Below are 12,916 nucleotides of genomic sequence, written 5' to 3'. Positions count from 1 at the left end.
GTAACTGCTAGTCATGGTTTTACAGATTATTGAAATCATCCTGATTCTCGGGCTCATTGCCTGGCAGGTGTATATTTTTATTGGCAATCGGCGCCTCATCGAGCGGGTGCAAACCATGTACCCGCCTACCAACCAGATGGGCGTGGAGCAGACCACTATTTCCGATTTCAATAACACGCTGGAATACGACGCCGTGACGGCCGCCAGCACCAGCCCGGAGTTCGGCCGCATCGTCACGGACACCAACGACTACCTGCGGGCCAACATCGGGGCCGCCGCCGATTTCAACACCCTACGCGACATCTCCGAGCGGGAAGCGGCGTTGCTGGACGCCGAAATTGAGGCTCAGATTTCTACCCCGCTGTACCTAGGGCTGTTGGGAACGTTTGCTGGCGCTATCTTAGGCTTGCTGGCGCTGGTGAATCCGTTTGGCGCTAGGGACGCCGCTGACGCAGCGGCCTCGTCGTTTAATAACGACGACGTAACGCACTTTTTGGGCGGCGTTCTGATTGCCATGTGCGGCAGCTTGTTCGGGCTGGGCTTTACGCTGTGGGGCAACCAACTGCTAAAATCGGCAAGGGCTACCCGTGACCGGCTCAAGAACGGCTACTACAACTTCCTGCAAAAGGCGCTGCTGCCCAAGCTCAACTCCGATATGCAGCGGAGTATGAACAGCTTGCAGAACGTGCTGGACGCCTTCAACGAGAAGTTCTTCTCCAAGGTGCAGGACGACTTCATGACCCGCATTGCCGACTTTCTGCCCCGCGTAACCGAGAACATTAGCATCCAGAAAGACTTCCTGGAAAAGCTCCAGCAAATCGGCTACACCGAACTGGCCAACGCCACCATCAAGGTATTCGATAGAGTGGATAAGAGTGCGGGTTCGTTCGAGAAGTTTCTGGGGTACCAGGAGGCCCTGAATGTGTCGGTGGAGAAGGGCGCCGAAACCGTGACGACTATTACCGCGCTGCTGAACCGGCTTACCGCTTTGGAACAGTCGTTGAACCAGGTGCCGGGCTACTTGCAGGAGCACGACAACCGCATTCGGGAGCAGGCGCGGTTCTTTGGCGAGCATCACGCACTATTGCGCAACATCAGCCAGGGCGTGAACCAGGCGCTAAACGAGGACGCTACCCTGATGCGGGCGGCGCTGGACCAGCGGCGCGAGGAGTTCGAGAAGCAGGCCCAGGCGGCGCACGCCCAGTGGAGCGCCCACTTCCGCCAGCTCAACAAAGACAATATCTACGAGAAGATTGTGGAGTACATGAGCCCGTTTCAGCAGCTCCCCACGCAACAGATGCAGCTCAACCGCTTGCAGGAAGACCAGGCCCGGCGCAACACCGAGGCCCTGCAAGCCATGCAGCGCCAGCTCGAACAAAACCAGCAAATCCAGGCCCGGCTGCTGCAACAAACCGACCGCACGCAGGATTTGCTGGATCGTATTCTGGAGCCGAACTGGTTCCAGCGCACCATTCTCGGCAAGAAAACTCCGCCCCGGCGGTCCGACGGTTCCTCTCCCCGCTAACCTCCGCCGCCGGTGAAACAAAGCAAAGATTTTTTCTGGCCCAGCTACGTGGACCTGATGACGGCCCTGTTCCTGACCATGCTGGTGCTGTTCGTGCTGAGCTACAAGCTATTTCAGGACAAGCAAGCAGGCCTCATATCAGCCAATGCGCAGCTGAAAGTACAGCTCAAAGAGAAGCGGAAAATAGATGAGATAAAAGAGGCCCTGAAGCGGCTGGAAGACCCGCGCTACTTCGTGTACAACAAGGACTTTAAGCGCTACGAGTTGAACTTCGAGGTGGAATTCCGGCCCGGCCGCTACGAGCTACCCGCTGCATCTCGCCAACCCTTGATTGAAGCCGGCCGGTTTCTGCTGCGCCAGATGCAAAGCCTCAAGCAAGAAGCCGGTATCCAGTACCTCGTGCTCATTGAGGGCCGCGCCGCCATGGACCCGCGCTTCCCCGCCGACCACCCCATCAATGCCGACTTACAGGCCGTACGGCAGCTTAGCTACAACCGGGCGCTAGCCGTTATCTACCTCTGGCGCGAAGCGGGTATCCGGTTTCCGCGCAACGTGGAGTTGGTGCCGGGCGGCAGCGGCTACCGCGGCGCCGGCCGCTACACCGGCTTTCAGCGTGAACAGCGCAACAAGCGTTTCATCATCCAAATCCAGCCCAAAATAGGCTCGCTTGACGCGGTGAAATAAGTGATTTGGTGAGATAGTGAAATGGTGAGTTTGATGTTCGAACCGCGCAAGTAGCGCCAGCAGAACATCAAACTCACTATTTCACTATCTCACCAAATCACCACTTAGCTGTAGTCGATTTCGGTGTTATCGCCGATGTTGAGGCTGTGGCGGGTGCCTTTGAACAGGGCGTCGGAGCCGACGATGCAGTCGTGCATGACGGCGGAGCGCAACTCACTGTACGACCCGATGATGGACTCGCTCAGGATGGTGTTCTTGACGATGGTCCGGTCGCCGATGGCCACGTTGGGGCCGATGATGGAGTTGCTGATTTCGCAGTCCTTGCCGATGCTGACCGGTGGGATGATGATGGTGTCGGGAAACTCGGAATAGTCGCGACGGTCCAGGAACTCGGGGCGGTTGAGTAGGCGGGCGTTGGCTTCCAGCAACGAATCTTTGCGGCCACAGTCAAACCAGTTGTCCACGGCGGCGGTGGTCATTTCGGCGCCCTCTTGAATCATCATCATCAGGGCGTCGGTCAGCTGAAACTCGCCGTGCGTGCGCAATTCCTGGCTGATGAGGCGCTCTAAGGCGGCAGCAAGCCACTCGGCGTTGGCAATCTTGTAGAGACCCACCAGCGCGTAGTTGGACTTCGGGATGCGCGGCTTCTCCACCACTTTGGTTACGCGGCCGTTGAGGGCGGTTTCCACCAGCCCAAACATAGACGGCGTCTTCACTTCCTTCACGGCCAGCACATTGCCGGGCGTGGCCATCATGGCGGGCAGGTCCACGTCCACGATGGTGTCGCCGAGCAGAATCAGGATGCCGTCGGCTTCGTGGCGGAACGTGTCGCGGGCCAGCCATAGGGCGTGGCCGATGCCTTCGCGCGGCTCCTGCACCACAAACGTGCTCTTTATCTGGGGGTACGCGCGGCGCACGTAGTTCTCAATCTTTTCGCCCAGATAGCCGATGATAAACACGAATTCCTGCACGCCGGCTACGCTTAGGCGGTCGATGATGTGGCCCAAGATGGTGTTGCCGGCCACGGGCACGAGAGACTTGGGCTGCGTGTGCGTGTGCGGGCGCAAACGCGACCCAATACCTGCAACAGGAATAATAGCTTTCATGAGCAACAGAGCGTGGCGTAAGTCCGCAAAATAGTGAATCGCGGCGGGAGCGGCCGCATAGACAACCGTCGGGGCGTGAATTCGTACTTTGGCACGATGAAATAGTGGAATTGTAAGAGCACGTAACCCGCAAGCCAGCCGCTCTGTTCTGCACCTCCTAAAATATTATGCAACGGTAATATTATTTACTATTGCAAAAGCACCGTATGAGGCTGCGGCAAGCGGCCGGAACGGGCCGACTTCTCATCTGTTCACCGACTTTCCATTTACCAACTCTCTCCCTCCTTACTTTTTATGAAACGTTTCCTTCTTTACTTCGCTGGTCTGGTGCTTCTGCTGTCACAATCATCGTGCGGCTACAACGGCATGGTGTCAAAAGATCAGACCGTGAAAGCCCAATGGGCCAACGTGCAGAGCGCCTATCAGCGCCGTGCCGACCTTATTCCGAACCTGGTGAACACCGTGAAAGGTGCCGCCAACTTCGAAAAAAGCACCCTGACCGATGTGGTCAATGCCCGTGCCAAGGCGACCAGCGTGCAGCTCAACGCCGATAACCTGACACCCGAAAACCTGAAGCAGTTCCAGGAAGCCCAAAGCCAGCTGAGCAGCGGCTTGGGCCGGTTGCTGGCGGTATCGGAAAATTATCCTGAGCTGAAAGCCAACGCCAATTTCCAAGAGCTACAAGCCCAGATTGAAGGCACCGAAAACCGCATCAATGTGGAGCGCAACAAGTTCAACACGGTTACCAACGACTACAACGGCTTTGTGAAGTCGTTCCCGAATAACCTGTTTGCGGGTATGTTCGGCTTTAAAGAGAAGCCTTATTTCGAAGCCGACGCGGCTTCGCAGAAGGCTCCTACTGTGCAGTTTTAATTTGGTTGTTGGGGGCTTGAGGTCTTGGGGGCTTGGTTGGTGTTCTATTTCTACCTTGAGGGCAGAATATCAGCCAAGCTCCTAAGTCCGCAAGCCCCCAAGCCCCCACCCTATGACTAACCCCCTCACCTCCGAGCAGGAAGCTGCCTTAGTGGCTGCTATCCGGCAGGCTGAAATCACCACATCCGGCGAAATAAGAGTGCATTTGGAAGACAACTGCCCCACCCCCGAGCCTCTCGACCGAGCGGCCCAGGTATTTGCCGAGCTGAACATGCACCGCACAGCGCAACGCAACGGGGTACTGTTCTATCTAGCCTGGCAAAGCCGGCAGTTTGCCGTTATCGGCGACGCCGGTATCAATTCCGCTGTGCCCGATGAGTTTTGGGAAACCACCAAAGAGACCGTGCTCAGCCAGTTTCGGAGCGGCAAATACGTAGTGGGACTGGAACAAGGCATCCGGATGGTGGGGGAGCAACTGAAACGGTATTTCCCTTACAACGCGGTGACTGACACAAACGAACTCGACGACGCCATTTCATTTGGCAGTGGCACGCCGAAGCCCCCCCGCGCATGATGCATTCTTTTCCTGTACTTTATCGGGCGTGGCTTCGGCAGCTACTGCTGGTGCTGCTGCTATGCAGCCAGTTCAGCGCCTGGGCCCAAGACACGCCGCCACGTCCCTCACCGCCGCGCCTCGTAAATGACCTAGCGGGCATGCTGAGCGCCAGCGAAGTGGACGCGCTGGAACGTAAGCTAGTAGCCTACAACGATTCCACTTCCTCGCAGATTGCCGTGGTAACCGTACCCACGCTCGGCGACTACGAAATTGCCGATTACGCTCAGAAGCTCTACGAAAGTTGGGGCATCGGGCAGAAAGGCAACAACAATGGCGTGCTGCTGCTGGTAGCTAAACAGCAGCAGAAAGCCCGCATTCAGACCGGCTACGGCCTGGAAGGTGCTATTCCGGATGCGCTGGCGAAGCGTATCATCACCAATACCATTGTGCCGGCCTTCCGGGAGCAGCAGTACTACCAGGGCCTGGACAGAGCGACGGACCAGCTGATTGCGCTGGCCAAAGGTGAATACAAAGCAGACCAAACCACCGCGCCCCGGCAGCGCCGCAGCAACGACGACAGCGGCTCCGGTTGGACCTTTTGGGTGATTATTGCGGCACTGGTGCTGTTCATGATTTTCCGTTCAAAAGGTGGTGGCGGCCGCAACAACCGCGGCATGGGCGGTGGCATGATTCCGCCCATCATCTTCGGTGACTTCTCTGGCGGACGCGGCGTATTTGGCGGCGGCGGAGGGGGCTTCGGTGGCGGTGGAGGCGGCGGCTTTGGCGGTTTTGGTGGCGGCAGTTCCGGCGGTGGCGGCGCCAGCGGCGACTGGTAACTACGATAAGTGATTGAGTGAGCGAATGAGTGACTAAGTGAAGTAGGCTGTACCCATCTGTATAGGCTACTTCACTCAGTCACTCATTCGCTCAGTCACTTTATACATGGGCGTCTCGTAAAACGGGCGAAGGAGTTGCACCACATCCAAGGCATCGGCCAAGGCTTCGTGGGCCACGGTATCATCTTCGAAAGCGGCGCGGGCCTTGCAGATTTGCATGGTAGGCAGGCGCGAATCTTTGCGCCAGTTCAGGTAGAAAGCGGCGGGGTCCAGCATGGCGGGCTCGGCCCGGACTAGCGTACCATAGCCGGGTAATTCGCGCAGAAAGCCCAGGTCGAAGGAGGCAATGTTTTTGCCGGCCATAGTTACGGCTACGCAGTCTTTTTTGTCGGGCTTGAAGCCGTGAAGCAACAGAAACTCGCGCAGCTGGGGTAGTAACTCCTCGGGGGTGCACAGTTCGGGGTTGGGCTCTTTACCGGCCAGCTCTTTCAGCAGGCGGGCGTTGAGCGCTAAGGCCCCGGCTGTGCCTACGTATTCGGGGTGGCGCACCACGCGACGAAAAGCGGGTAACTCAGTGAGCGGCAACACGTGCTTGGTGTCTTCTACCACAGCGGCTAGCTCCAGAATTTGATGGCGCTGGGGATTACCACCTGTCATTTCAAGATCAAGAGAGATATAGCGCATAGGCTAAGCTGTACGCAGTGGGACGCCCGGCGTTGGGCTGCTGCTTAGCTAACATCCTGTTACGGCTGTATACTAAAAATGGTATGTTTATTCTATGAAGTATACAATAACTTAGTCTTGAGGTAACACCCCGGTAACGTGGCGCAGATACTTTTGCGGTTGAAATAACTCCACAAAATCATGCTTCACAGTTACTTAGCCCGAGCCAGCCGGCTCTGTGCGACGGGCATCCCCGTGCTTTTTCTGAGCGGCACTGCCTTTGCACAATCTCAATCCGTTTCGGGCACCGTAACCGACGACCAAGGCAACGCGCTGCCGGGCGCCACCGTGGTAGTGAAAGGCACCACCAACGGTGCTTCCACCGACGTAACGGGTGCCTATACTATAAATGCCGCCCCCGACGCCACGCTGCTGGTTACGTACATCGGCTTTCTGACCCGCGAGGTGCCGGTAGAAGGCAAAACCCAGCTCAACCTCCGCCTCACGCCCGACACCAAGCAGCTTAATGAGGTGGTAGTAACTGCCTTAGGCATCAAGCGCGAACAGAAGGCGTTGGGCTACGCTACCCAAACCATTGGCGGCGAAGCACTGCTGGAAGCCCGGCCCAACAACTTCTCGCAGGCGTTGTCGGGCAAGGTGGCCGGATTGAATTTTATTTCGCCAGGTTCGGGGCCGGTGAATTCCACCCGCATTTCGTTGCGCGGCGACAACTCCCTGAACCCTAACGGCAATAACGCGCTGATTGTGCTAGACGGTGTGCCCATGAACAGCGGCCTCACGAGCTCCGGCGTAGGCAGTGCCTACGGCGCAGGGGCCGGCAACGACGTACCCGTGGATTTTGGCAACGGCATTGCCGACATCAACCCCGATGATATTGCCAGCATTACGGTGCTGAAAGGCGCCAGCGCCGCTGCTTTGTACGGCAGCCGAGCCGCCAACGGCGCCCTCATCATCACCACCAAAAGCGGCTCGCGCAAAAAGAAGGGGCTGGGTGTAACGGTGAACAGCAACTACAGCGTGAATACGGTGCTGAAATGGCCCGATTACCAGTACGAATACGGCCAAGGCACCGGCCGGTCTTTCAATGCGGCCGGTGAAATGTACTACTCCTATGGCGCCTCTGCCGACGGAGCCAGCACGGGTGGCACCAGCAGCGCCTTCGGGCCGAAGTTCAATGGGCAGCAGTACTACCAGTACGACCCTGTAACGCAGGCACAGTCGGCGGAGCGACTGCCGTGGGTGCCGTACGAAGACAACGTGAAGGGCTTTTTCCGGACCGGCTCGACGCTCACCAATAGCGTGGCGCTGGAAGGCGGCAATGAAACCAGCTCGGCACGGGCCTCCATCACCCATACCAAAAACGAGTGGATTATGCCCAACACGGGCTATGAGCGCCTCACTGCGGCCCTGAGCGTCAACCACAGCATCACGCCCAAGCTGAAACTGGCTGGCAAAGCCAACTTCACCAACCGCACCAGCGACAACCTGCCCGCCACCGGTTACAACAACCAGTCGTTGTCGTACTTCATGATTTTCCAGAACCCCAACGTGCCGCTCGACGCGTATCGCACCATCTGGAAAAACGGCTTCGACCAGATTGACCAAGTGCATCCGTTCAGCTCGTTTATTGACAACCCCTACCTGATTGCCCACGAAATGACCAACTCGGCCATTACGCGCACCACGGTCGGCAACATTTCGGGCACCTACGATTTCACCAAGAACCTGAGCTTGCTGGTACGCTCAGGAGTTGCCATGACCCAAGAGCAGCGCGAAATGCGCCGGCCCTACAGCACGGCCAACTTCCAGAAAGGCTACTTCAAACAGCAGGATATCAACAACTACGAAGTCAACACCGACTTCCTGCTCACCTACCACCAGCAGTTCCAGGACCACTTCGACCTGCGCGCCTCGGTGGGCGGCAACGCCATGCGCCGCCGCAACCGCAGCACCGATGCTTCGGTGCGCGACTTAGTGGTTCCGGGTGTGTACAAGCTCGCCAACGGCGTTAACAGCACGCTATTTGGCTCGTCGGTGTACGAGAAAGACATCAACAGCACCTACGGCCTGCTCACGGCTTCCTACGACGATAAAATCTTTATCGACGTGACTGGGCGCAATGACTGGTCGAGTTCTTTACCGGCCCGCAACAACTCGTTCTTCTACCCGTCCGTCAGCACCAGCTTCATTCTTAATGAGCTGTTCCCGATGCCCAACTCCATTTCACTGGCCAAGCTACGGCTGTCAGCGGCCAAGGTGGGCAATGACACCGACCCGTACGGCACCAGCAAGTACTACGGCCGGAGTGACTTTCCGGGCGCAGGCTCCGTAGCTACCACGCTCTACAACAAAAACTTAACTCCCGAGCAAACCGTCAGTTACGAGGCTGGGGTGGAGTACTTGATGTTCCAGGGCCGAATTGGTGCCGACCTGACCGTGTACCAGAACACCACAAAAAACCAGATTCTGGAAGTTCCCATCGACCCCACTACCGGCTATACCCGCGCCCTGCTGAACGCGGGCGAAGTACGCAACCGGGGCGTGGAAGTGGTGCTGAATACCCGGCCCGTTGACAACAACGCCTTCAAGTGGAAAAACACTATCACCTGGGCCCGCAACCGCAATCAGGTGCTGAGTCTGGCCGAAGGACTCACTGATCAGCAGGTAATTGGCTCCGGCGGTACGGCTACCATTCTGGCCACCGTGGGCGGTACTACCGGCGACATCTGGGGCTACGGCTTCGACTACTCGCCCGACGGCCAGATTATCTACAACAAAGACGGCTTGCCGGTGCAGCCCGCCAACATCAAGCACATCGGGCGGGCCTACGCCGACTGGAAAGGCGGATTCCTGAACGAGTTTTCTTACAAGAACTTCCGGGTGAGTGTGCTCTTCGACGGGCAATATGGAGGCATCATCTACTCCCAAACTCACCACAAGATGAGCGAGCAGGGCAAGCTGAAATCAACGTTGCCGGGCCGTGAGGAAGGTTTCATCATCGGCGACGGAGTGGTGGCCAATGCCGATGGCACCTACTCACCCAACACCACCAAGGTTATTCCGGCGGCTTTCTACGCCGAGTATTACCGCCGTGCCAACATCGAGAGCAACTCGTTCGACGCCTCCTACCTGAAGCTGCGCGAGGCCCGCATCGAGTTCAACTTGCCGGCCGCCCTACTGGCCCGCACTAAGGCCCTAACCGGCGCCACCATCGGCCTCTACGGCCGCGACCTAGCCATGTGGACCAAGTTCCCCATGTTCGACCCGGAAACGGCAGCTCTGAATGGCGGCACTATTCTGCCCGGCGTGGAAATCGGGCAGCTCCCCTCCACCCGCACCATGGGCGTGAACCTGACGCTGCGGTTCTAGCTAGGACTTCGCTCCTCAGAACGAGATGCTTCGGCGGCGCCTCTGCATCTCGTTCTGAGGAGCTAGTAACCAACCATCAGCAGGCGAGATGCTTCAGCGCCGCCTCTGCATGACGTTCTGAGAGTTTTCAATTTTCGCCTTACCGTTTCCGATGAAAAAATACTTATCCCTCATTTTGCTGGCCCTGAGCGGTAGCTTAGCCGGCTGCACCGATGGGTTCGAGGAGCTGAACACCGACCCGACCCGCATCGAGCGAATCAGCCCTGGTACGCTGCTCAACCCGATTGTATACGAAGTGGCCGCCTTCAACACGGCCCGCGCCGACGCCTTCACTTTTGATATTATGCAGGTGGCGCTGCCGTTTCCGAGCGTATCGGGCGGGGTGCACCGCTACGTAGTGAGCGAAAGTGCCGGCAACTCCACTTGGAACACCTACTACCGTTGGCTGGCCAACATTCGGGAGATGCGCGCCGCCGCTGTGGCCGCCCAAGATCCTAACTACGAAGCCGTGGCCCTCACCCTCAACGCTTGGGTATATGCCAACCTCACCGACTGCTTTGGCGACGTGCCCATGGCCGAGGCCAGCCGCGCCGAGGAAGGACTGCTATACCCGGTGTTCGACTCGCAGCAACAGGTGTACACGCAGCTTCTCAACGACCTGGAAGCGGCCAACACCTTGTTTGATACCACCCGGCCGATGAACTACGGCACGGATATCTTGTTCGACAACAATGTGGCCAGCTGGCGGCGCTTCTGTAACTCGCTGCGTATGCGGCTGTTGCTGCGCGTGTCCAAGCGCCCCGAAATGAACACCGCCACCCGCCTGTCGGCCATGATTAATGACCCAGCCAAGTACCCGGTATTCACCCAGAACAGCGAGTCGGCCATCCTGAAGATTACGGGCGTTACGCCTAATATTTCTCCCTGGGGCCGCGCCATCGACTTCACGACCAGCCGGGCCGCCGCCGAGTTTTTCATTGACAACCTGAACACCTGGACCGACCCGCGCTTAACCAAGTTCAACACTCAGGCCCGCACCAAAGATGGCCGCAGCACCATCGGCTATAAAGGCATTCCGAGTGCCTACGGCGGCAGCGATGCGCAGTTCCAGTACCAGCCATCCAACTTCAATATTGCGCTGGTAACGGCCACGGTAGCGGCACCGGTACCTTCCGTGCTGATGAGCTACGCGGAAGTGGAACTCATCAAGGCCGAGGCCGCGCAACGGGGCTACACCACCGCCGACGCCCGCACGCACTACGAGCGGGGCGTGAAGGCCGCCATTGAGCAATGGGGCCTGACGGTGCCTACCACGTACTTCCAAAACCCCGCCGTAGCCTACAACGGCACCCTAGCACGCATCATGCTGCAAAAGTATTACGCGCTGTTTTTCAACGACTACCAGCAATGGTTTGAGTACCGCCGCACCGGCCTGCCGGTGTTGCCGCGCGGCCAGGATTTGCAGAACAATGGTGTGATGCCAACGCGCTTCAAGTACCCGCTGATTGTGCAAACCAACAACGGCACCAACTACCGCGCCGCCGTGCAAGCCATGGGCGCCGACGATGTGAACACCAAAGTGTGGTGGGAAAAGTAACCCTCGGTATTGATTGATTGGCTGGTCATGCTACGCCCCGCGCAGCATGACGCAGCTCTTTACTTGCGCTTGATTTAACCTGTACGAATGTCGCAGCAAAGAAGAACCTTCCTTAAATCGATTGGCCTGGCGGGCCTGGGCGTAACCCTGGATGTGAACCTGGGCTTGGCCCAACCCAAAACAACCGCCGCCGCGGCCAGCCCCGAAACGGCCGTAGCCGCGCTCAGCGGCAAAGTGCATGCGGGTGGCCAAGGCGTGGCGGGCGTGGCCGTTACCGACGGCCTCAGCGTAGTGCTGACCGATGCCAAAGGCCAGTATACGCTGGAAAGCAACGGTGCCACCGAGTTTGTGTACATCTCGGTGCCGCGCGGCTACGAGTTTCCGCACGAGCAGGGCGTGGCGCGTTTCTACCGCAAAAAAGAGCCAGTGAAGGGCCGCTTCAAAGCGGATTTCGAGTTGCATAAGCTCGCGCAGGATGACAGCCAGCACAACTTTATTGTGTGGGCCGACCCGCAGATGATATCCAAGGCCGATGCCGCCGAGTTTAAAGCCACTGCCGTACCCGACACCCAAAAGCTGATTGCCAGCTACGGCGCCAACACGCTGTTTCACGGCATTGGCTGTGGGGACTTGGTGTGGGACCATTTCGAAATATTCGAGGACTACAAGGAGGGCGTAGCCAGCACTGGCATCCCGTTCTTTCAGGTAATCGGCAACCACGACATGGACCTGACGGCCCGCGCCGACGAAGGCTCGGCGGACACGTTCAAAAAGTTGTTCGGCCCCACTTATTACTCCTTCAACCGCGGCGAAATCCATTATGTGGTGCTCGATGACGTGTTTTTCATCGGGGCCGCCAAGAAGTACATTGGCTACCTGACCGAGCGGCAATTGGCGTGGCTGGAGCAGGATTTAGCTCACGTAAAGGCCGGCACCACGGTAGTAGTGAGCTTGCACATTCCGCCCTACACCCGGCAGCACCTGCGCAATAAAGACAAAGAAGAGCCGATGGGCGGCGTGGTGGCCAACCGCCAAGAGCTGTACCGGCTGCTGAAACCCTACAAAGCGCACATCATGTCGGGGCACACGCACTTCAACGAGGTGCTGCAAACCGCTGACAACGTGACCGAACACGTACACGGCACCGTGTGCGGCGCCTGGTGGACCGGCCCCATCTGCACCGACGGCACGCCCGGCGGCTACGGCGTGTACGAGGTGCGCGGCAGTGAGCTGAAATGGTACTACAAAGCCATTGGGCAGGAGCGCAGCCACCAGTTCCGCATCTACCCGAAAGGCAGCCTGCCCGAGCGCCCCAACGACTTGGTGGTGAACGTCTGGAACTGGGACCCAACCTGGAAAGTGGCTTGGTTTGAGGATGGCGTCCGCAAGGGCAACATGACCCAGCACACTGGCCTCGACCCGCTGTCGGTGCGGCTGCACGCGGGGCCGGCCCTCCCCGCCAAGCACAAATGGGTGGACCCTACCCTCACCGAGCACCTGTTCGTAGCCAGCGTATCGGGGCAGGCCAAGGAAATCCGGGTGGAAGTCACCGACCGTTTCGGGCAGGTGTACACCGACACGCTGACGGCCTAGCTTATTGGTTGTCAGACAGCCTCGCTGCTGACTTATTTGGTTTCACTCCGCAGTTCAGGGTTGCTACCTTGGGCTGCGGAGTTTTTCAATCCG

At 58.2% G+C, this 12,916-nt stretch carries 10 protein-coding genes; 8 read left to right on the top strand and 2 right to left on the bottom strand.

Annotated elements, in window-relative coordinates; genetic code table 11:
• Nucleotides 1–13 precede the first annotated feature (13 nt).
• Together G536_RS0119500 and G536_RS0119495 are read left to right on the top strand one after the other, a co-directional pair.
• A complete protein-coding gene (locus tag G536_RS0119500) occupies nucleotides 14–1,525 on the top strand; it encodes a hypothetical protein (protein WP_022825286.1) in 1,512 nt (503 codons plus the stop codon).
• A 12-nt stretch (nucleotides 1,526–1,537) separates the two neighbouring features.
• Nucleotides 1,538–2,209 carry a hypothetical protein gene (locus G536_RS0119495; protein WP_022825285.1) on the top strand — a complete coding sequence of 224 codons (672 nt, stop codon included), beginning with the start codon at nucleotides 1,538–1,540 and terminating at the stop codon, nucleotides 2,207–2,209.
• A 104-nt stretch (nucleotides 2,210–2,313) separates the two neighbouring features.
• On the opposite strand, the gene G536_RS0119490 is transcribed toward G536_RS0119495, so the two are convergent.
• A complete protein-coding gene (locus G536_RS0119490; RefSeq protein ID WP_022825284.1) occupies nucleotides 2,314–3,315 on the bottom strand; it encodes a sugar phosphate nucleotidyltransferase in 1,002 nt (333 codons plus the stop codon).
• A 294-nt stretch (nucleotides 3,316–3,609) separates the two neighbouring features.
• Between G536_RS0119490 and G536_RS0119485 the strand changes: the two genes are divergently transcribed.
• The 3 genes from G536_RS0119485 to G536_RS0119475 all read left to right on the top strand — a co-directional run bounded on the left by G536_RS0119485 (nucleotide 3,610) and on the right by G536_RS0119475 (nucleotide 5,580).
• Nucleotides 3,610–4,188: a LemA family protein gene (locus tag G536_RS0119485; protein ID WP_022825283.1), complete on the top strand. Its 579-nt coding sequence runs from the start codon at nucleotides 3,610–3,612 to the stop codon at nucleotides 4,186–4,188.
• A gap of 112 nt (nucleotides 4,189–4,300) precedes the next feature.
• Complete coding sequence (locus G536_RS0119480) at nucleotides 4,301–4,762, top strand: TPM domain-containing protein (RefSeq protein WP_022825282.1); 462 nt, start codon at nucleotides 4,301–4,303, stop codon at nucleotides 4,760–4,762.
• The gene (locus G536_RS0119475; RefSeq protein WP_022825281.1) at nucleotides 4,759–5,580 is read left to right on the top strand and encodes a TPM domain-containing protein; all 822 of its coding nucleotides are present in this window, start codon (nucleotides 4,759–4,761) and stop codon (nucleotides 5,578–5,580) included. Before G536_RS0119480 ends, G536_RS0119475 begins: the two co-directional genes overlap by 4 nt.
• Before the next feature lie 75 nt (nucleotides 5,581–5,655).
• Here G536_RS0119475 and G536_RS0119470 read toward each other — a convergent pair whose 3' ends face one another.
• Nucleotides 5,656–6,264: a 3'-5' exonuclease gene (locus G536_RS0119470; protein ID WP_084708715.1), complete on the bottom strand. Its 609-nt coding sequence runs from the start codon at nucleotides 6,262–6,264 to the stop codon at nucleotides 5,656–5,658.
• A 180-nt stretch (nucleotides 6,265–6,444) separates the two neighbouring features.
• Between G536_RS0119470 and G536_RS0119465 the strand changes: the two genes are divergently transcribed.
• The 3 genes from G536_RS0119465 to G536_RS0119455 all read left to right on the top strand — a co-directional run bounded on the left by G536_RS0119465 (nucleotide 6,445) and on the right by G536_RS0119455 (nucleotide 12,823).
• Nucleotides 6,445–9,633, top strand: a complete 3,189-nt coding sequence (locus G536_RS0119465) for a SusC/RagA family TonB-linked outer membrane protein (RefSeq protein ID WP_051167047.1) — start codon at nucleotides 6,445–6,447, stop codon at nucleotides 9,631–9,633.
• Nucleotides 9,634–9,784: 151 nt separating this feature from the next.
• Nucleotides 9,785–11,230, top strand: coding sequence for a SusD/RagB family nutrient-binding outer membrane lipoprotein (locus tag G536_RS0119460; protein ID WP_022825278.1), 1,446 nt, complete (start codon nucleotides 9,785–9,787; stop codon nucleotides 11,228–11,230).
• An 87-nt stretch (nucleotides 11,231–11,317) separates the two neighbouring features.
• Nucleotides 11,318–12,823 carry a calcineurin-like phosphoesterase C-terminal domain-containing protein gene (locus tag G536_RS0119455; protein WP_022825277.1) on the top strand — a complete coding sequence of 502 codons (1,506 nt, stop codon included), beginning with the start codon at nucleotides 11,318–11,320 and terminating at the stop codon, nucleotides 12,821–12,823.
• The last annotated feature ends 93 nt before the right edge of the window (nucleotides 12,824–12,916 follow it).

The organism is Hymenobacter norwichensis DSM 15439 (assembly GCF_000420705.1).
In the GTDB taxonomy this organism is placed as follows: Bacteria; Bacteroidota; Bacteroidia; order Cytophagales; family Hymenobacteraceae; genus Hymenobacter; species Hymenobacter norwichensis.
This window is presented reverse-complemented; position numbering and strand designations above follow the sequence as displayed.

Excerpts from the sequence above, each read along its gene's own strand:
- G536_RS0119455 (WP_022825277.1), top strand. The coding sequence starts at position 11,318 with ATGTCGCAGCAAAGAAGAACCTTCCTTAAATCGATTGGCCTGGCGGGC.
- G536_RS0119465 (WP_051167047.1), top strand. The coding sequence starts at position 6,445 with ATGCTTCACAGTTACTTAGCCCGAGCCAGCCGGCTCTGTGCGACGGGC.
- G536_RS0119485 (WP_022825283.1), top strand. The coding sequence starts at position 3,610 with ATGAAACGTTTCCTTCTTTACTTCGCTGGTCTGGTGCTTCTGCTGTCA.
- G536_RS0119460 (WP_022825278.1), top strand. The coding sequence starts at position 9,785 with ATGAAAAAATACTTATCCCTCATTTTGCTGGCCCTGAGCGGTAGCTTA.
- G536_RS0119475 (WP_022825281.1), top strand. The coding sequence starts at position 4,759 with ATGATGCATTCTTTTCCTGTACTTTATCGGGCGTGGCTTCGGCAGCTA.
- G536_RS0119480 (WP_022825282.1), top strand. The coding sequence starts at position 4,301 with ATGACTAACCCCCTCACCTCCGAGCAGGAAGCTGCCTTAGTGGCTGCT.
- G536_RS0119470 (WP_084708715.1), bottom strand. The coding sequence starts at position 6,264 with ATGCGCTATATCTCTCTTGATCTTGAAATGACAGGTGGTAATCCCCAG.
- G536_RS0119500 (WP_022825286.1), top strand. The coding sequence starts at position 14 with ATGGTTTTACAGATTATTGAAATCATCCTGATTCTCGGGCTCATTGCC.
- G536_RS0119490 (WP_022825284.1), bottom strand. The coding sequence starts at position 3,315 with ATGAAAGCTATTATTCCTGTTGCAGGTATTGGGTCGCGTTTGCGCCCG.